The organism is Pseudomonas sp. H11T01 (assembly GCF_048515765.1).
Classification (GTDB): domain Bacteria; phylum Pseudomonadota; class Gammaproteobacteria; order Pseudomonadales; family Pseudomonadaceae; genus Aquipseudomonas.
The window spans coordinates 51753-70448 of record NZ_JBLYED010000010.1 but is presented as its reverse complement, the minus strand read 5'-3'; the positions used below and the strand labels follow the sequence as shown (position 1 = coordinate 70448).

Here is an 18696-nt window from a genome sequence, read left to right as displayed (position 1 = left end):
CGTCCCTCAGTGATATTTGAACCGCGAATTCAAGACAAAAACAGCCGGTCTTTATTCGGAGGGCACGTATTCTACAACTTCCAGATCGAAACCGGATATCGCATTAAATTTCATCGGAGCACTCATCAGGCGCATTTTGCGTACGCCCAGGTCACGCAGGATCTGCGAACCGGCACCGACGATGCTGTAGGTGGTCGGTTTTTTCACCGGGGCGTGCTCCGCGGTTTCACGAATATGCGCCAGCACCACGTCACCATCGAGTGGGTGACCGAGCAACAGCACCACACCGCTGCCGGCCTCGGCCACTGCACTCATAGCCGCGCGCAGGCTCCAGCGGCCGGGCTGCTTGACCATCAACAGGTCGCGCAGCGGGTCCATGTTGTGAACGCGAACCAGGGTCGGCTCTTCAGCGCAAATGGTGCCCAGGGTCAGCGCCATGTGCACGTCGCCCTCCACTGAATCACGATAGGTCACCAGATTGAACTGGCCCAGTTCGCTGTCCAATGGCTGCTCGGCAATCCGCTGAACGGTACGTTCGTGGATCATCCGGTAGTGAATCAGGTCGGCAATGGTGCCGATTTTGATGTTGTGTTCGGCAGCGAAAGCTTCCAGTTCGGCACGACGGGACATGGTGCCGTCGTCGTTCATCACTTCGCAGATCACTCCGCTAGGCTCGAAACCGGCCATCCGCGCCAGGTCGCAGGCGGCTTCGGTGTGGCCGGCGCGAGCCAGCGTACCGCCGGCCTGGGCCATCAGCGGGAAAATGTGGCCCGGGCTGACGATGTCTTCGGCCTTGGCGTCTTTGGCGGCGGCGGCCTGAACGGTGCGTGCGCGGTCAGCAGCGGAAATACCGGTGGTGACGCCTTCAGCGGCTTCGATCGAGACGGTGAACTTGGTACCGAAACCGGAACCGTTGCGCGGCGCCATCAACGGCAGTTTGAGCAGTTCGCAGCGCTCGCGGCTCATCGGCATGCAGATCAGGCCGCGGGCGTGCTTGGCCATGAAGTTGATGTGCTCAGGCAAGCAGCACTCGGCGGCCATGATCAGGTCGCCTTCATTCTCACGGTCTTCGTCATCCATGAGGATGACCATCTTGCCTTGGCGGATGTCTTCGACCAGTTCTTCGATGCTATTGAGCGCCACGCGGCACCCCCTTGGGTCAGGATTTGAGGTAGCCGTTGGCGGCCAGAAAGCTTTCAGTGATGTTGCCCGGCTTTTGCGAAGAGTCGCCCGGCTCTGCGGCCTTATCGCCCATAAGCAGGCGCTCCAGATAACGCGCCAGCAAGTCGACTTCGAGATTCACTCGGCGACCAGGCTGGTAAGACGCCATGATGGTTTCGCTCAGGGTGTGGGGAATGATCGTCAGCAAGAACTCGGCACCATCGACCGCGTTCACCGTAAGGCTGGTGCCGTCGACGGTGATCGAACCTTTGTGCGCGATGTATTTGGCCAGGTCTTTCGGGGCCCGGATGCGGAATTCCACAGCGCGAGCATTTTCGGTACGGGCAACCACTTCGCCCACGCCATCGACGTGGCCGCTGACCAGATGCCCACCGAGGCGGGTGGTCGGGGTCAGGGCTTTTTCCAGGTTGACTGGGCTGCCGCTTTTCAGGTCATTCATCGCGGTGCAGTCGAGGGTTTCGCGACTGACATCCGCCAGAAAGCCATTGCCCGGCAATTCAACCGCAGTCAGGCAAACGCCGTTGACCGCGATACTGTCGCCGAGTTTGACGTCGGACAGATCAAGCTTGCCAGTCTCTACATAAACCCGCACATCGCCGCCTTTTGGGGTCAATGCACGAATGCTGCCGATGGATTCGATGATGCCGGTAAACATGAAGTCCTCCTCGAGAACAGGGCCGTCGCTTAGCGCAGGCCGGGAATTATACGCCTGCTGATGGCACAGGAATGGCGGTCACTCGCCAATCATCGCCAACCGCGCGGATTTCGGTGATTTTGAGCTCAGGCGCGTCTTTCATGTGCGCCAGCGGCCAGTCCAGCAACGGCCGAGCTGTAGAGCCTAGAAACTTGCCGGCGATAAATATCTGGAATTCATCCACCAAACCTTGCTGAGCGAAAGCCCCTGCCAGGCGCGGACCGGCTTCCACCAGCACCTCGTTGACGCCACGGGCCGCCAGTTCGGTCAGCAGCTTGCGCAGATCAACCTGGCCATCGTCACCGGGCACGATCAGGCATTCCGGGCCATTGGCGTACTGTTCTTCCACCGCGACACAGGTAGCGACCAATGCCGGACCGGCCTTGAAGAACGGCGCGTCGAGCGGCACCCGCAAGCGGCCATCGATCAGCACGCGCAAGGGTGGTCGGGTCAGCGCCAGCGCTGTCTGCTCGGCATCCAGTCCTAGCTCATCCGCACGCACGGTCAATCGGGCGCCGTCCGCCAATACTGTGTCGGCACCGGTCAGCACCACACTGGCCTGAGCCCGCAGGCGCTGCACGGCGGAACGCGCGGCCGGGCCGGTGATCCACTGGCTCTCGCCACTGGCCATCGCTGTGCGACCGTCCAGGCTCATGGCCAGTTTGACTCGCACAAAGGGCAGGCCGTGTTCCATGCGCTTGAGGAAACCCTGGTTGATGGCGCGTGCCTGACCTTCGAGCACGCCGCTGTGGATGGCGATCCCGGCCTGAGCCAGACGCTGCATGCCACGGCCGGCGACTTCCGGATTCGGGTCCTGCATGGCCGCGACGACCCGCACCACGCCAGCATTCACCAGCGCGTCAGCACAGGGCGGCGTGCGGCCGTGATGGCTGCAAGGTTCGAGGGTCACATAGGCGGTAGCGCCCCGGGCGTTTTCACCGGCAGCGCGCAACGCGTGAACTTCGGCATGGGGCTCACCGGTGCGCACATGCCAGCCTTCGCCGACAATCTGCCCGTCACGCACGATCACACAACCGACGCGTGGGTTCGGATGAGTGGTATAGAAGCCTTTGCGCGCCAGCTCCAGGGCTCGGGCCATGTAGTGGGCGTCAAGGACCGCTTGTTCAGAGGAAATAGTCATTCTTTGGCGGGCTCACGGGCAAGGCGATCGATCTCTTCGCGGAACTCGTTGAGGTCCTGGAAGCGCCGATAAACCGAAGCGAAACGAATGTAGGCGACTTCATCGAGCTTTTGCAGCTCGGCCATCACCAGTTCACCGACCACCAGCGACTTGACCTCACGCTCGCCAGTCGCCCGCAGCTTGTGCTTGATGTGCGCCAGCGACGATTCCAGGCGCTCGACGCTTACCGGACGTTTTTCCAGGGCGCGCTGCATGCCGGCACGGAGTTTTTCTTCGTCGAACGGCTGACGGCTGCCGTCGGTTTTGATCAGGCGTGGCAACACCAGTTCGGCGGTTTCGAAGGTGGTGAAACGCTCACCGCAGGCCAGGCATTCACGCCGGCGGCGCACCTGTTCGCCTTCGGCGACCAGACGCGAGTCGATGACCTTGGTGTCGTTGGCACCGCAGAAGGGACAGTGCATGGTGGCAGGCAACAAAAAAAGGGAGGGCCATGGTAGCGCATCTCACTGGCAAGACAAGCCATAGGCTTTACGGTATATAGACCGGCTATTATGAATGCACACGGAACTTAGCCTTGCTGGAGCTTCACATGCCGCTACGACCGCTCGTTTTGCTCAGTCTTTTCAGCCTGCTGGTCGCGTGCGGCAGCAATACGCCCAAGCCTGCACCACCGGTGCCTGGGCCAGCACCACAGCAGGCGCAGAAGAAAGCTCAGGAGTCGGCCAACCTCGGTCCACTGCCGGCCTTTCAACGCGAATTGAGCGGCAGCCTGCAAGGCGTACCGGCCGGCGCTGAAGTCGAACTGGCGCTGCTGGTGATCGACGAACGCGGCCGGCCGCAACAATTGCTGGCCAGCTCCAGCCTGATCGGCAACAACCAGGTGCTGCCGTTTCACCTGCGTTTCAATCCGGAATCCTTCCCGCTCGGTGCTCGCGTCGAATTGCGCGGCCGCGCCAGCCAGTCCGGGCAACTGATTCTGCATTTGCCTTCGCGACGCATTGATCAACCGATTACCCAGGCGCTGGGTCAGTTGCAGTTCTTCAAAGCACCATGATTGTACCGTTCGACCTGCAACAGGCTCTGGGAGAACTGCTCGGTGATGCGAAGCTTGTCTCCTGTCAGTTACCAGAGACCGAACTGAAGCTCTGGCTGATCGACGCCGAAAACATGGACCGCGCCTTCACGCCGGAAGAAACCCGGCGAATTCTGCATGAGCCGCCTTACTGGAGTTTCTGCTGGGCCAGCGGCCTGGCGTTGGCGCGCTATCTCGCCGAGCGCCCGCAGTGGGTCGAAGGTAAACGGGTGCTGGATTTCGGCGCCGGCTCCGGGGTTGCCGGGATCGCCGCGGCCAAAGCCGGTGCACTGGAAGTGGTGGCCTGTGATCTTGATCCGCTGGCAATCGCGGCCTGCCGGGCGAATGCCGAACTCAATGAGGTGGAACTCAGCTACTCGACGGACTTTTTCGCCGAGGCAGATCGTTTTGACCTGATTCTGGTCGCCGATGTGCTCTACGACCGCGCCAATCTGCCGTTGCTTGATGAGTTTTTGAGTCGCGGGCGTGAAGCGCTGGTGGCGGATTCGCGAGTGCGGGACTTTCGGCATCCGTTGTATCAGCGGCTGGAAATGCTGGAAGCGTTTACCTTGCCGGATCTGGCGGAGCCTGAAGAGTTTCGCAACGTCAGCCTGTATCACGCGCGGCGTGGCTAAGAGCTTCGCGAGCAAGCCCGCTCCCACATTAGATATTTGTTGATCGCAGCATTGTGGGTTGACGCGAATTTAGTGTGGGAGCGGGCTTGCTCGCGAAGGCGATCTATCGGGCAACACACCTGCAACTGCCACCCCGCTTTCAGCCACCCCCCTCCAGCCCTTATAGTGAGCCCATTCACGCTTCCAAGAGATGCCCCATGAGTCAAGACACGCCGTATATCTTCGACGCCACCACTGTCGATTTCGACCAGTCGGTGATCGAGAACTCTTTCCACAAACCGGTGCTGGTGGATTTCTGGGCCGAATGGTGCGCGCCGTGCAAGGCGCTGATGCCGATGCTGCAGCAGATTGCCGAGAGCTATCAGGGCGAGTTGCTGCTGGCCAAGGTCAATTGCGACGCCGAGCCGGACATCGTTTCGCGCTTTGGCATCCGCAGCCTGCCAACCGTGGTGCTGTTCAAGGACGGTCAACCGGTGGACGGCTTTGCCGGTGCGCAACCAGAGTCCGCCGTCCGTGCCTTGCTCGAACCGCACGTTCAAATGCCGCCTCCAGCCGCAGCCGATCCATTTGAACAGGCTCAAGCGCTGTTCGACGAAGGTCGTTTTGCCGATGCCGAAGCCACGCTGAAAACCCTGCTGGGCGAAGACAACAGCAACGCCAAAGCGCTGATTCTGTACGCCCGCTGCCTGGCCGAACGCGGTGAGCTGGGCGAAGCGCAAATCGTGCTCGACTCAGTCCAGGGTGATGAGCACAAAGCTGCGCTGGCCGGTGCCAAGGCGCAACTGAAGTTTCTGGGTCAGGCCGCGGACCTGCCGGATGTCGCCGACCTGAAAACCCGCCTGGCGCAAAACCCGCTGGATGATGAAGCCGTCTACCAACTGGCAGTCCAGCAACTGGCTCGTCAGCAGTACGACGCTGCGCTGGACGGGCTGCTCAAGCTGTTCATCCGCAACCGCAGTTACAGCGAAGGTCTGCCGCACAAAACCCTGCTGCAAGTGTTCGATCTGCTGGGCAACGATCACCCGCTGGTCACCGCGTACCGCCGCAAGTTGTTTGCCGCGTTGTATTGATCGGGATTTACACCCGGCCCCTACGCTGGCTCGATCCAGCTATAAAGCGGCGTATCGGCGCCGCTCACCACCTTGACCTCAGCGCAGTGGCGCAAGCGCACCAGCAAGCGTTTACCGGCTGCGGCGCTGCCGGTCAAGGCCTCCATCTGCTCGAGCAGATCCGGCCCGCTCATCTGCCCGGCTTTGCGCAGCAGATCCTTGGCGATCTGCCACAGCGCATCGTCCTGATTCACTGGTTTGACCAGCGGCGCACTGCCCTCAGGCTTGGTCGCCTGCAACTGCGCGCCCAACTGCGCCCAATCACCCTCATCGAGCTCCAGGGTCAAGTCCACCGGCCAGTCGCCGATGCTTCCGCGAATCCGCAACATAGGTTTTCCCTCACATTTATGACGAGCATGCTCCCACGCGTCTTGCGCAACGCCAAGCATGCGGTCAAACTCCTGCCCTAATTGTTATAAGATCACATAACAAAACTTTCATCTTCATGTCCGGAGACTTGATATGCGCCGCCTGCTTCTCGCCTTGCCGTTTGCCCTGCTGCCGCTGGCTGTCGCTCATGCCGCCGAGGTTCATGATCACGAGCATGAACACGGCAGCCTCGGCGCCCACGAACATGGTGTCGGGCGTTTGAACGCAGTGCTGGACGGTCAGGCTCTGGAGCTGGAGCTCGAAAGCCCGGCGATGAACCTGGTGGGCTTCGAACACGTTGCTAGCACCGATGAAGACAAAGCCAAAGTCGCCGCAGCCCGCGCTCAGCTGGAGAAACCACTGGTGCTGTTCACCCTGCCAAAAGCCGCTGGTTGCGTGATTGCCAAGCAAGAACTGGAAAGCCCGTTGTTCGGCGATAAGCCGGATGCCGATGAGCACGACGAAGATGAAGACCATGACGAAGACGTCAAAGATGCCAACGGCCACGAACATCACCACGAACACAGCGAGATCCACGCCCACTATCAATTCACCTGCGCCACACCGAGTGCGCTGAAGAATCTGGACCTGACGCAAGTCTTCAAGACCTTCCCTGCTACTCAGAAAATTCAGGTACAACTCATCAGCCCGAGTGGTCAGCAAGGCGTTGAAGCGACGGCGAAGGCTGCAACCCTGAAATTCTGAATCAGGAGAGCCCGGATTTGACACTGAACCTGTGGGAGTGGGCTTGCCCGCGAAGGCCGCACCGCGTTTATTCAGACAATTCGCGTCATCATTTTTCGCGGGCAAGCCACGCTCCCACAAGAACTCATTTCCCATGAAGTCGGCCACATGACCCAAGCACTTATCGAACTGTCCGACCTGGGCTTCAGCTGGCCCGGTCATCCACAGTTGCTGGACATCCCGGCGTTTCGCCTCGAACCCGGTGAAACGCTGTTCCTCAAAGGGCCCAGCGGCAGTGGCAAGACCACCCTGCTCGGCTTGCTCGGCGGGGTGCAAAAGCCCAATCGCGGCAGCATTCGCTTGCTCGGCCAGGAATTGACCGAACTCTCGGCCGGCGCTCGCGACCGCTTCCGCGTCGATCACACCGGCTACATTTTCCAGCAGTTCAACTTGCTGCCGTTTCTCTCGGTGCGCGAGAACGTCGAATTGCCCTGCCACTTCTCCAAACTGCGCGCCAGCCGTGCGATCCAGCGCCATGGCAGTGTCGATCAGGCCGCCGCAACCCTGCTCGCCCATTTGGGTTTGAAAGATCCGAACCTGCTAGGCCGCCGCGCCGACTCGCTGTCCATCGGCCAGCAACAACGGGTTGCCGCCGCACGTGCGCTGATCGGCCAGCCAGAACTGGTGATCGCCGACGAACCGACCTCGGCCCTGGACTATGACGCCCGCGAGGCGTTTATCCGTTTGTTGTTCGCCGAGTGCCGCGAAGCGGGGGCCAGCCTGCTGTTTGTCAGCCACGACCAGAGCCTGGCGCCGCTGTTTGATCGCAACTTGTCGCTGGCCGATCTCAATCGCGCCGCCACGCCTGCAGAGGTTTGAGATGTATTTGTTTCGTCTAGCCATGGCCAGCCTGGCTAACCGCCGCTTTACCGCGATCCTCACCGCGTTCGCCATCGCTCTGTCGGTGTGTTTGCTGTTGGCGGTCGAGCGTGTGCGCACCGAAGCTCGCGCCAGTTTCGCCAGCACCATTAGCGGTACTGACCTGATCGTCGGTGCCCGTTCCGGCTCGGTCAATCTGCTGCTGTACTCGGTATTTCGTATCGGCAACGCCACCAATAACATCCGCTGGGACAGCTTCGAGCACTTCGCAAGCAACCCGAAAGTGAAGTGGGCAATTCCGATTTCCCTCGGTGATTCCCATCGCGGTTATCGCGTCATGGGCACCACTGACGCCTACTTCCAGCACTACCAATACGGTCGCCAACAAAGCCTGCAACTGGCCAGTGGCCGCGCCTTCAATACCGACCCGTTTGAAGTGGTGCTCGGGGCCGAAGTTGCCGACGCCCTGCATTACAAACTCGGTGACAAACTGGTGCTGGCCCACGGCGTGGCGGTGATCAGCTTGGTCAAACACGACGACAAGCCGTTCACCGTGGTCGGCATTTTGAAGCGTACGGGCACCCCGGTGGACCGCACGCTGCACATCAGCCTCGGCGGCATGGAAGCGATCCACATCGACTGGCATAACGGCGTGCCAGCTCAGGGCAACGGCCGCATCAGCGCCGATCAGGCACGCAACATGGACCTGACGCCGCAAGCCATCACCGCGTTCATGCTCGGCCTCAACAACAAGATTTCGACCTTCGCCATGCAGCGTGAGATCAACGAATTCCGTGGCGAGCCGATGCTGGCGATCCTGCCAGGCGTGGCCTTGCAGGAGCTCTGGAGCATGATGGGCACGGCGGAAAAAGCCTTGTTTGTGATTTCGTTGTTCGTGGTGCTGACCGGTTTGATCGGCATGCTCACCGCGATTCTCACCAGCCTCAACGAACGCCGGCGAGAGATGGCGATCCTGCGTTCGGTCGGCGCACGGCCGTGGCATATCGCGACCTTGCTGGTACTTGAAGCTTTTGCCCTGGCGCTATCCGGGGTGATTGCCGGGTTGGGGCTGTTGTACCTGAGCATCGCCCTGGCGCAAGGTTATGTGCAGTCGACTTACGGTTTGTACCTGCCGCTGGCCTGGCCGAGCGAATATGAGTGGACGTTGCTCGGCGGTATCCTGATCGCCGCGTTGCTGATGGGCAGCGTGCCGGCCTGGCGCGCCTACCGACAATCGTTGGCCGATGGCCTGTCCATTCGTTTATGAGCATCTGTTTATGACCTTCCGTTTCATGAGGAGCCATGTCATGTCCCGCGCCCTGCTTGCGCTGTTGTTACTGGTCGCCATGCCATTGTGGGCCGCCGAACCGAAAGACCTGACCTGGTCAGAGATGATCCCCCCGGATGCGGCGCCGGAAGTGCCGAACATGACGCCGCTGCACGACCTGTCGAAGATGAGCGACGCCCTGGCCGCCGAAGCTGCACCGGCGGCCAAGCAAGAGCTGCCCAACGCGCCGGTGGTGAAGAGCCTGGACGGGCAACGGATTCGCTTGCCGGGTTACATCGTGCCGCTGGAAGTCAGCGAAGAAGGCCGCGCTACTGAGTTTCTGCTGGTGCCGTATTTCGGCGCCTGCATCCATGTCCCGCCACCGCCGTCGAACCAGATCGTCCACGTCAAAAGCGAGGTCGGGGTGAAGCTCGATGAGCTGTATCAGCCGTACTGGATCGAAGGCGCGTTGCAGGTCAAAGCGTCCACCAGTGAGCTGGCTGATGCCGGGTATCAGATGGATGCCGAAAAAATCTACGTTTACGAATTGCCGGAGTAAGTCAGGTAGTTGTTCATCGCCTGCAAGATAGCCATCGCGAGCAAGCCCGCTCCCACATTTGATCTCCATTGGCTGCAGAATTTGCATCCAACACAAATCCCTGTGGGAGCGACGGTGCGGCGATCCGACCTGCTCGCGATCGACTGCGAAGCAGGCGCAAAAGGTTCCCCGCCCAAATACCCCATCATCATTTCATTGAGCTGAGTCAAATCCCCGTCATGATTCCATTGAGCTGAGTCAAAGCCTCGTTCTTGACGCTCTTTACCATTGGACACAGTCAACTTGAATCGTCCTTTGGAGCCTCCATGCACAAGTCTTTGCTTAGCGCTTCCCTGTTTGCGCTCACGCTCGCAGCCCCACTCGCTCATGCTCACCAGGCCGGTGATTTCATCGTCCGTGCCGGTGCCGCTACCACCGCGCCTAACGAAGACAGCGGTGAGTTAAAGCTCGACGGTGCGAAGATCTCCGGTACTAAAGCGACCCTGACCAGCGATACCCAGTTAGGCCTGGCATTCGCCTACATGTTCACCAACCACATCGGTCTCGAACTGCTGGCGGCCACACCGTTCCAGCACGAAGTTGGCGTCAAAGGCCTTGGCCCGGCACTGGACGGCAAGCTCGCCGACATCAAGCAACTGCCACCGACCCTGTCGCTGCAGTACTACCCGCTGGACGCTTCGTCCAAATTCCAGCCGTATGCCGGTATCGGTATCAACTACACGATGTTCTTTGGCGAAGACCTGACCCACCAGCGTAAAAACGAAGGTTTCAGTAACCTGAAAATGAAGGACTCGGTGGGTATCGCCGGGCAACTAGGCTTCGACTACATGATCACCGACCACATGCTATTCAACGCCTCGGTCTGGTACGTCGACATCGACACCAAAGCCACCGTCGACGGCCCGACCGCACTGGGCGTCGGCCAGACCAAAGTCGACGTGGATGTCGATCCATGGGTTTACATGGTCGGTGTTGGTTACAAGTTCTGATTCAGCCCTGTAGCTGATCGTTCCCACGCTCTGCGTGGGAATGCAGCCCGTGACGCTCCGCGTCACTGCCAAAGCGGACGCAGAGCGTCCAGTGAGGCATTCCCACGCAGGAGTGTGGGAACGATCAACGCCCCAACAACCGCGCCAGTCCGACACTCATCGGCGTCTGCTCGGGGAATGTGAAGCGCTGCAGCAACCGTTGATTGTTCGCCCGGGAATGACGGATATCGCCTAAACGCGCCGGACCGTAGCTCACCGGCGGCAACTCCCCCACGACCTCAGCCAATGCCTGGAGCATCTGCTTAAGCGTGGTCGCCTGATTCAGTCCGACGTTGACCGCGCCCTCTTCGACCTGAGGTGCTTCGATGGCTTGCACCAGCACGTCCACCAGGTCTTCAACGTAAACGAAATCACGGGTTTGCTCGCCGTCTCCGAACACGGTGATCGGCAGACCTTTTTGCGCCCGCTCGCTGAAAATGCTGATCACGCCAGAATACGGCGACGACGGATCCTGACGCGGACCGAAGATGTTGAAGAAGCGGAACACCACCGGTTCCAGCCCGTGCTGACGACGGTAGAAATCAAGGTAGTACTCGCTCGCCAGCTTGTCCGAGGCGTAAGGCGTCAACGGCGCCTTGGGCGTGTCTTCGTCAATCGACTCGCCTTCGCCATTGTTGCCATAGACCGCCGCGCTTGACGCGTACAGCACGCGCTTGACCCCGGCCTGACGCATGGCTTCACAAACATTAAGCGTGCCGATGAAATTGCTCTGGTGGGTGCGCACCGGATCGTCCACCGAGGCTTGCACCGAAGCCACTGCTGCGAGATGGGCGACGGCCCGGCAATCCACCATCGCCCGCGCCACCAAAGCAGCATCGGCGACGTCGCCTTCAATCAATTCGACCCGAGGATTATCCAGCGGCAGGTTGCTGCGTTTGCCGGTGGACAAGTCATCGAGAATGCGCACCGAATGCCCCTTGGCGAGCAAGGCATCGACCAGATGCGAACCAATAAATCCGGCGCCGCCGGTGATCAAAACAGGGCCGTCAGCCATGGCGATAAAACCTATCCAGTAAGCCCGGGAGTGCCGCGCGCCAGGCGCGTGGCTTGATTCCAAAGGTGTGCAGAATTTTCTTACAGGCCAATACCGCGTGTTGCGGTTCTTCCGCAGCATCAAGGCGCGCAGCGTGGGCTTGCGCAGTCGGCGACTCGATCGCCAGCGGATGCAGCTGACGAGCCTCGGTCAGGATCGCCTGACCCAATGCCAGCGGCGTGGTCGCCTCATGCCCGGCGTAGTGGTAAGTGCCCCACAGCGGCGCCGCGCAGTCGAGTTGCTTGAGCACCGAGATAATCACTCGCGCCGCATCATCCACAGGGGTTGGATTGCCGCGTCGATCATCGGCCATCAGCAGTTCTTCGGGTTGTTCGGCTCGGGCCAGAAAGCGCCCAAGGGTGCCATCTGGGCTATCATCGAGCAGCCAGCCAAAGCGCAACAAAACATGTTGCGGACAGGTCGCACGTACACTCTGCTCGATTCGCCACAACGCCTGGCCACGTAGACCCAGCGGCACAGGTTCATCTTTTTCGCTGTAGGCGGTAGCCCGCGAACCATCGAAGACCCGATAGCTGGAGGGCTGCACAAGGACGATATTGTGATGCTGGCACAGTTCGGCAAGCCGCTCGATCGATCGCTCCTGCCCGGCCAGACGCGCCTCGCCGACTGTCTCCGCCTGAAACCAGTCGAAGTAGTAGGCAAGGTTGATCAAGGCATCCGGGCGGGTGTCGTCGAGCAGTTGCGTCAGGCTCGCGGCATCCCAGCCGTCTTGCGGCGGACGGGGGGCGAGGAAACCGATGTCTTCCTCCGCACCGAGGCGAATCAGCGCTTGCCCAAGGGCATTTCCGCCGCCCAGTAACATAAGGCGCATTCGCATAGAGTCAGCAGGCCCAGTCTGTGTAGAACAATGGTTTTTATCGGAAAAGCCATGAGGCGTTGCCGTTGGCATTTGCCGGAATCGTTGCATTTTGCGGGTTTCCAGCGCAACCGTCACTTATAAAGTGCTGCATGGCATCCGGGCGTAGCAGCTGCCGAAGGCTGCGTTCGGCCGCGAAGCGGTCGCAAAACATGCCATCGTGATCTGTCAGGTTGAATGAGTCAGTCCAATTACGACTGCTGCGTCCGAACGCGGCCCGAGCCGAACGCAGCCTCCGGCAGCTGCTACGGGGTTGCAAGTTCCGCCCATCAGTCGCATAAATCTCCCCATGAATCTTCCCGAATCAGCGGACAACGCCCTGACCGGCTTTCACCCCGCCGTCAGCGCCTGGTTCAACGCGACGTTCCCGTCGGTCACCGCCGCCCAGGCCCAGGCGTGGCCGTTGATCCGCCAGCGCCGCTCAATCCTGGTTGCCGCGCCCACCGGCTCCGGGAAAACCCTCACCGCGTTTCTCGCGGTGCTGGATGACCTGGTCCATCAGGGACTGGAGCATGGCGGCAAACTGCCAGACGAGACGCTGGTGGTCTACGTCTCGCCGCTCAAGGCGCTGTCCAACGACATTCAGATCAACCTGCAAAACCCGCTCGCCGGGATTACCGAGCAATTGCGGCGCATGGGGCTGCCCGAATTACAGATCAACACCGCCGTGCGGACCGGCGACACCACGCAAAAAGACCGCACGGCCATGCGCAAAAACGCGCCGCATATTCTGGTGACCACCCCGGAATCCCTTTATGTCTTGCTCGGTTCGGACTCCGGCCGACGCATGCTCGCCAGCACCCGCACACTCATCGTCGATGAAATCCATGCCATCGCCGCCAGCAAGCGCGGCAGTCATCTGGCACTGAGTCTGGAGCGTTTGCAGGCGTTATGCCCTGAGCCGTTGATGCGTATCGGTTTGTCCGCCACGCAAAAACCCATCGAAGCGGTGTCGCGCTTTTTAGTCGGTCGTGATCGGCCGTGCGAGATCGTTGACATCGGCCACGCTCGCCCACGGGACTTGGGTATCGAAGTGCCGCCGGTGCCGTTGTCGGCGGTGATGGCCAATGATGTCTGGGATCTGGTCTATGACCGGCTCGCCGCGCTGGCCCGTGAACACAAAACCACGCTGATTTTCGTCAACACCCGGCGTCTGGCCGAGCGTCTGAGCCGGCATTTAAGCGAACGCCTCGGCAAAGAGGCGGTGGCCGCCCACCACGGCAGTCTGGCCAAAGAATTCCGCCTGGACGCCGAACAGCGGCTCAAGCGCGGCGACCTGCAAGTGCTGATCGCCACCGCATCGCTGGAGCTGGGCATCGATATCGGCGATGTCGAGCTGGTCTGCCAGATCGGCTCACCGCGTTCGATTGCCGCGTTTCTGCAACGGGTCGGCCGCTCCGGGCACCAGGTCGGCGGCACGCCTAAGGGAAGGTTATTCGCCACCACACGAGACGACCTGATCGAATGCGCGGCCCTGCTCGACTGTGTGCGTCGCGGTGAACTCGACACCTTGCTGATCCCCACGGCGCCGCTGGACGTACTGGCCCAGCAGATCATCGCCGAGGTCAGTTGCCAGGAATGGCAAGAGCAGCCGCTGCTGGAAATGATCCGCCGCGCTTCGCCCTATGCAACCCTCGATGAAGCGCATTTTCAGGCGTTGTTGCAGATGCTCGCCGAGGGCTACAACGGTCGTCAGGGCATCCGCAGCGCCTACCTGCATCGCGATGCCCTGACCCGCACCCTGCGCGGCCGTCGCGGCAGCAAACTGACCGCCGTGACCAGCGGCGGAACGATCCCGGACAACGCCGATTACAGCGTGTTACTGGAGCCACAGAGCCTGAACATCGGCAGCGTCAACGAGGACTTTGCCGTCGAAAGCATCGCCGGCGATATCTTCCAGTTGGGCAATACCTCGTACCGGATCCTGCGCATCGAAACCGGCAAAGTGCGGGTCGAAGACGCCCAGGGCCAGCCGCCGACCATTCCATTCTGGCTTGGCGAAGCACCCGGTCGCAGTGCGGAACTGTCGTTCGCCGTGGCACGCCTGCAAGCACAGCTCGATGAGTTGCTCAGCGCCAGCCCCGGCGAGTTACAACCTTGCATCGACTGGTTGATCGACAGTCTGGGATTGAATATCGCCAGCGCCGAGCAACTGGTGGAGTATCTGGCGCGCGCACGTTTGACCCTGGGCGCATTGCCGTCCCAGGACACGCTGATCATGGAGCGCTTTTTCGATGAGTCCGGCGGCACCCAACTGATCATCCATACGCCGTTTGGCAGCCGCATCAATCGCGCTTGGGGCCTGGCGCTACGCAAGCGTTTTTGCCGCACCTTCAATTTCGAATTGCAGGCCGCCGCCAGCGAAGACGCCATCGTGCTGTCGCTGTCCACCAGCCACAGCTTTGAACTGGACGAGGTCTGGCGTTACCTGCACAGCAACAGCGCCGAACACATCCTGACTCAAGCCGTGCTGGAGGCACCGTTGTTCGGTGTGCGCTGGCGCTGGAATGCCGGTGTCGCGTTGGCCCTGCCCCGTTACTCCGGCGGACGCAAAGTCCCGCCGCAGATCCAGCGAATGAAAAGCGAAGACCTGATCGCCAGTGTGTTTCCTGATCAAATCGCCTGCTTGGAGAATCTCGCCGGCGAACGGGAAATTCCCGATCATCCGCTGGTGGAGCAAACCCTCGACGACTGCCTGCACGACGCCATGGACAGCGAAGGCTGGCTCGCGTTGCTGCGACGCATGGAGAACGGTGAGGTCCGCCTGATCAGCCGCGACCTGCCGGCGCCCTCGCCCTTGGCCGCCGAGATTCTTAGCGCCCGCCCCTACACCTTTCTCGATGACGCGCCGCTGGAAGAGCGCCGTACCCAAGCCGTGCTCAACCGCCGCTGGAGCGACCCGCAATCGACCGATGATCTGGGCGCGCTGGATAGCGAAGCGATTCAGGCGGTACGCGACGAGGCCTGGCCCGCCCCCACAAACGTCGATGAAATGCACGAAGCGCTGATGAGTCTGGCGTGCATCAGCGATGCCGAAGCGCAGGTCAATGCGCAATGGCTGACCTGGTTGCAGGCCTTGGCCGACAGTGGTCGCGCCAGCCGCTTGCAGATCAATGCCGAGCAGTCGTTATGGCTGGCGCTGGAGCGGCTGACGTGTCTGCAGGCACTCTATCCCGAGGCCGCGCTGCACCCGGCGTTGCAGGCCCTGCCCGGTTTCGATGAAGCCTGGAATGTCGATGAGGCGTTGGTGGAAGTGATCCGCGCTCGCCTCAGCGGTTTCGGTCCTTTGCCGTTGAGCGAGATCGCCGAACCACTGGGACTGCCGATGGCCAACGTCACCCAGGCCTTGGCGCAACTGGAAGGCGAAGGTTATGTGCTGCGTGGACGCTTCAGTCCGGGCGCCACCCTGGATCAATGGTGCGAACGGCATTTGCTGGCGCGCATTCATCGCTACACGGTCAAACGCCTGCGCCGGGAAATCGAGCCGGTGGCGTTGCAGGATTTCATGCGCTTTCTGTTCGACTGGCAGCATCTCTCAACCGCCACTCAGGGTCAGGGCAGCGCCGTTTTGCCAGAGATCGTCAACCAGTTCGAAGGCTATCCGGCCGCAGCCTCAGCGTGGGACAGCGATATTTTTCCAGCGCGGCTGAAAGGCTATTCAGCCAGCTGGCTGGATGACCTGTGCCGCAGCGGCAAAGTGGTCTGGACCCGTTTGACTGCGCGCAATAAGCCCGCGAGTTCGGCGCTGCGCAGTACACCCATCGTATTGTTGCCACGCAGCCAGGTTGCGCTCTGGAGCGGTTTGACCGAGCAGACCGACAGTAGCGAGTTGTCACCAAAAACCCGAAAAGTTCATCAGGCCCTGACGCAGCACGGCGCCTTGTTCTTCGACGAATTGCTGCATGAAGCTCATCTGCTGCGCAGCGAACTGGAAACCGCGTTGCAGGAACTGGTGGGCGCCGGGCTGGTGAATGCCGACAGCTTCGCCGGGCTGCGCGCATTGATCACCCCGGCCAGCAAACGTCAGGCTCGCAGCAGTCGCCGTGGGCGCGGCGCCTTTGTTGGCGGAATGGACGACGCCGGGCGCTGGGCCTTGTTGCGACGCCCCGCGCCAGCAGCGGTGAACGAAACTATTCGCCCCGGGCAGACCCCGACGGCGACTCTGGAGCATGTCGCGATGACCTTGCTTCGGCGTTATGGCGTGGTGTTCTGGCGACTGCTGGAGCGAGAGGCCGACTGGCTGCCAAGCTGGCGCGAACTGCTGCGCACGTTCCATCGACTGGAGGCCCGAGGCGAGATTCGCGGCGGGCGTTTTGTCAGTGGTTTGGCGGGCGAGCAGTTCGCGTTACCGGAGGCGATTCCCCTGTTGCGAGAAGTGCGTCGACGCCCCCATGACGGCAGCCTGATCGGTGTCTGCGGCGTTGATCCGCTGAACCTCGCTGGCACGCTGCTACCCGGCAGCAAAGTCCCGGCGCTGGTCAGCAATCGCTTGGTGTACCGCGATGGCTTGCCCGCCGCCGCCGAAATTGCCGGCAAGCAGCATTTCTGGCTGGAACTGGATCAGCAGGCCAGTGCTGAGCTGCGCAGCAAACTGATCCAACACCGCTAGGCCGAGGCGACCCAAAACCCTGTGGCGAGGGAGCTTGCTCCCGCTGGGCTGCGAAGCGGTCCTAAAATCGGTCAGCGAGTTTTTTCAGGGAAATCACATTGACAGGATTTGCGACTGCTTCGCAGCCGAACGGGAGCAAGCTCCCTCGCCACAAGGATCTTTGACTTCAGGTCAAATATCTTGTGCCGATACCGCTATTTTTCCGCACGAGTCAAACACCGACACTGCGCTCCAGATTAAACCCACTGGAGTTGCAGCCATGCCCATTGCCTTGCTCGCGCTGACCCTAAGCGCATTCGCCATCGGGACGACCGAGTTCGTCATCGTTGGCCTGTTACCCACTATCGGCGCTGACCTTGGGGTCGACCTGCCGTCCGCCGGCCTGCTGGTCAGCCTATACGCGCTCGGCGTTGCCATTGGCGCGCCGGTGCTCACCGCGTTGACCGGTAAAGTGCCGCGCAAACTGTTGCTGCTGTCGCTGATGGTGTTGTTTACCCTCGGTAACCTGCTGGCCTGGAAAGCACCGAGCTATGAGTCGCTAATCATTGCGCGAATCGTCACCGGTCTCGCCCACGGCGTGTTTTTCTCTATTGGCTCGACCATCGCCACCAGCCTGGTGCCCAAGGAAAAAGCCGCCAGCGCAATTGCAATCATGTTTACCGGTCTGACCGTGGCCCTGGTCACTGGCGTGCCGCTGGGCACCTTCATCGGCCAACACTTCGGCTGGCGTGAAACCTTCCTCGCGGTTTCGGCCCTGGGCGTGATCGCCTTTATCGGTAGCCTGATCTACGTGCCGAAAAACATTGCCCACAGCAAACCCGCTTCGTTGCTGCAACAGCTGCAAGTACTGAAACAACCGCGGCTGCTGCTGGTATACGCCATGACTGCGGTCGGTTATGGCGGCTCGTTCATCGCCTTCACTTTCCTGGCACCGATTCTTCAGGACATCTCTGGTTTCAGCGCCGGCACCGTCAGCCTGGTGCTGTTGGTCTACGGCATCTCGGTGGCCGTCGGTAATATCTGGGGCGGCAAACTGGCCGATAAACGCGGCCCGATCAGCGCCCTGAAAATCATCTTCGCTCTGCTCGCCGCCGTGCTCTTTGTGCTGACCTTCACCGCCGGCAATCCTTGGCTGGCACTGGCCACCGTGCTGGTCTGGGGCGCGGTTGCCTTCGGCAACGTACCTGGTCTGCAGGTTTATGTCGTACGCCAGGCCGAACATCACACCCCGAACGCGGTGGACGTGGCGTCCGGGCTGAACATCGCCGCTTTCAACCTCGGCATTGCCGGTGGCGCCTGGGGTGGTGGTCTGATCGTCGCCCACATGGGTCTGATCCACACTGCATGGATCGGCGGGCTGGTGGTGATGATCGCCCTGGCATTGACCGCCTGGAGCGGTCGCCTCGATCGCCTGGGGCCAGTGTATGCAGAACCTGCTGAAGGTATGGCACGAGTGGTTGGCGGTCATTGATCGATAGCCGCTAAATCAACGCAGCCTTCGGGCTGCGTTTTTGTTTGCGCCCTGGGCTTTGGCTAC

General features: G+C 61.0%; 18 protein-coding genes. 10 read left to right on the top strand and 8 right to left on the bottom strand.

The window, feature by feature from the left end:
- Positions 1-51 precede the first annotated feature (51 nt).
- The 4 genes from ribBA to nrdR are packed head-to-tail and all read right to left on the bottom strand — an operon-like array spanning position 52 to position 3478.
- Entirely contained in the window at positions 52-1143 is a 1092-nt protein-coding gene (ribBA, locus tag ACN1C3_RS15220; protein ID WP_419116605.1) for a bifunctional 3,4-dihydroxy-2-butanone-4-phosphate synthase/GTP cyclohydrolase II, read from the bottom strand.
- Between the two features lie 16 nt (positions 1144-1159).
- Positions 1160-1837 (bottom strand): riboflavin synthase, encoded by a 678-nt coding sequence (locus ACN1C3_RS15215; protein ID WP_419116604.1) that lies wholly within the window; start codon positions 1835-1837, stop codon positions 1160-1162.
- 46 nt (positions 1838-1883) lie between these two features.
- Positions 1884-3017 (bottom strand): bifunctional diaminohydroxyphosphoribosylaminopyrimidine deaminase/5-amino-6-(5-phosphoribosylamino)uracil reductase RibD, encoded by a 1134-nt coding sequence (gene ribD, locus ACN1C3_RS15210; protein ID WP_419116603.1) that lies wholly within the window; start codon positions 3015-3017, stop codon positions 1884-1886.
- The gene (gene nrdR / locus ACN1C3_RS15205) at positions 3014-3478 is read right to left on the bottom strand and encodes a transcriptional regulator NrdR (RefSeq protein ID WP_419116602.1); all 465 of its coding nucleotides are present in this window, start codon (positions 3476-3478) and stop codon (positions 3014-3016) included. The genes ribD and nrdR overlap by 4 nt, the downstream gene beginning before the upstream one ends.
- A 128-nt stretch (positions 3479-3606) precedes the next feature.
- On the opposite strand from nrdR, the gene ACN1C3_RS15200 reads away from it, so the two are divergent.
- The 3 genes from ACN1C3_RS15200 to trxA all read left to right on the top strand — a co-directional run bounded on the left by ACN1C3_RS15200 (position 3607) and on the right by trxA (position 5794).
- A complete protein-coding gene (locus ACN1C3_RS15200) occupies positions 3607-4071 on the top strand; it encodes a hypothetical protein (RefSeq protein ID WP_419116601.1) in 465 nt (154 codons plus the stop codon).
- Positions 4068-4724 (top strand): class I SAM-dependent methyltransferase, encoded by a 657-nt coding sequence (locus ACN1C3_RS15195; RefSeq protein ID WP_419116600.1) that lies wholly within the window; start codon positions 4068-4070, stop codon positions 4722-4724. Before ACN1C3_RS15200 ends, ACN1C3_RS15195 begins: the two co-directional genes overlap by 4 nt.
- Positions 4725-4921: 197 nt before the next feature.
- On the top strand, positions 4922-5794 hold the full coding sequence (gene trxA / locus ACN1C3_RS15190; RefSeq protein ID WP_419116599.1) for a thioredoxin: 873 nt from the start codon (positions 4922-4924) through the stop codon (positions 5792-5794).
- Positions 5795-5814: 20 nt separating this feature from the next.
- On the opposite strand, the gene ACN1C3_RS15185 is transcribed toward trxA, so the two are convergent.
- Positions 5815-6162: a hypothetical protein gene (locus tag ACN1C3_RS15185; protein ID WP_419116598.1), complete on the bottom strand. Its 348-nt coding sequence runs from the start codon at positions 6160-6162 to the stop codon at positions 5815-5817.
- 133 nt (positions 6163-6295) lie between these two features.
- Between ACN1C3_RS15185 and ACN1C3_RS15180 the strand changes: the two genes are divergently transcribed.
- The 4 genes from ACN1C3_RS15180 to ACN1C3_RS15165 all read left to right on the top strand — a co-directional run bounded on the left by ACN1C3_RS15180 (position 6296) and on the right by ACN1C3_RS15165 (position 9591).
- A complete protein-coding gene (locus ACN1C3_RS15180; protein ID WP_419116597.1) occupies positions 6296-6907 on the top strand; it encodes a DUF2796 domain-containing protein in 612 nt (203 codons plus the stop codon).
- A 147-nt stretch (positions 6908-7054) separates the two neighbouring features.
- Positions 7055-7765 (top strand): ABC transporter ATP-binding protein, encoded by a 711-nt coding sequence (locus tag ACN1C3_RS15175; RefSeq protein ID WP_419116596.1) that lies wholly within the window; start codon positions 7055-7057, stop codon positions 7763-7765.
- 1 nt (position 7766) lies between these two features.
- Positions 7767-9032: an ABC transporter permease gene (locus tag ACN1C3_RS15170; RefSeq protein ID WP_419116595.1), complete on the top strand. Its 1266-nt coding sequence runs from the start codon at positions 7767-7769 to the stop codon at positions 9030-9032.
- Between the two features lie 40 nt (positions 9033-9072).
- The gene (locus tag ACN1C3_RS15165; protein ID WP_419116594.1) at positions 9073-9591 is read left to right on the top strand and encodes a DUF3299 domain-containing protein; all 519 of its coding nucleotides are present in this window, start codon (positions 9073-9075) and stop codon (positions 9589-9591) included.
- Here ACN1C3_RS15165 and ACN1C3_RS15160 read toward each other — a convergent pair.
- Positions 9573-9872 carry a hypothetical protein gene (locus tag ACN1C3_RS15160; protein ID WP_419116593.1) on the bottom strand — a complete coding sequence of 100 codons (300 nt, stop codon included), beginning with the start codon at positions 9870-9872 and terminating at the stop codon, positions 9573-9575. The two genes, ACN1C3_RS15165 and ACN1C3_RS15160, sit on opposite strands and share 19 nt — an antisense overlap.
- Before the next feature lie 24 nt (positions 9873-9896).
- Here ACN1C3_RS15160 and ACN1C3_RS15155 point away from each other — a divergent pair, with 24 nt between their 5' ends.
- Positions 9897-10580 carry an OmpW/AlkL family protein gene (locus ACN1C3_RS15155; protein ID WP_419116592.1) on the top strand — a complete coding sequence of 228 codons (684 nt, stop codon included), beginning with the start codon at positions 9897-9899 and terminating at the stop codon, positions 10578-10580.
- A gap of 124 nt (positions 10581-10704) precedes the next feature.
- On the opposite strand, the gene ACN1C3_RS15150 is transcribed toward ACN1C3_RS15155, so the two are convergent.
- Both ACN1C3_RS15150 and ACN1C3_RS15145 read right to left on the bottom strand, forming a co-directional pair.
- Complete coding sequence (locus tag ACN1C3_RS15150) at positions 10705-11634, bottom strand: NAD-dependent epimerase/dehydratase family protein (protein ID WP_419116591.1); 930 nt, start codon at positions 11632-11634, stop codon at positions 10705-10707.
- Positions 11627-12511 carry a sugar nucleotide-binding protein gene (locus ACN1C3_RS15145; RefSeq protein WP_419116590.1) on the bottom strand — a complete coding sequence of 295 codons (885 nt, stop codon included), beginning with the start codon at positions 12509-12511 and terminating at the stop codon, positions 11627-11629. Before ACN1C3_RS15145 ends, ACN1C3_RS15150 begins: the two co-directional genes overlap by 8 nt.
- A gap of 328 nt (positions 12512-12839) precedes the next feature.
- Here ACN1C3_RS15145 and ACN1C3_RS15140 point away from each other — a divergent pair, with 328 nt between their 5' ends.
- Together ACN1C3_RS15140 and ACN1C3_RS15135 are read left to right on the top strand one after the other, a co-directional pair.
- A complete protein-coding gene (locus ACN1C3_RS15140; RefSeq protein WP_419116589.1) occupies positions 12840-17159 on the top strand; it encodes a DEAD/DEAH box helicase in 4320 nt (1439 codons plus the stop codon).
- Between the two features lie 259 nt (positions 17160-17418).
- Positions 17419-18630 (top strand): MFS transporter, encoded by a 1212-nt coding sequence (locus ACN1C3_RS15135; protein WP_419116588.1) that lies wholly within the window; start codon positions 17419-17421, stop codon positions 18628-18630.
- Positions 18631-18696: the final 66 nt, after the last annotated feature.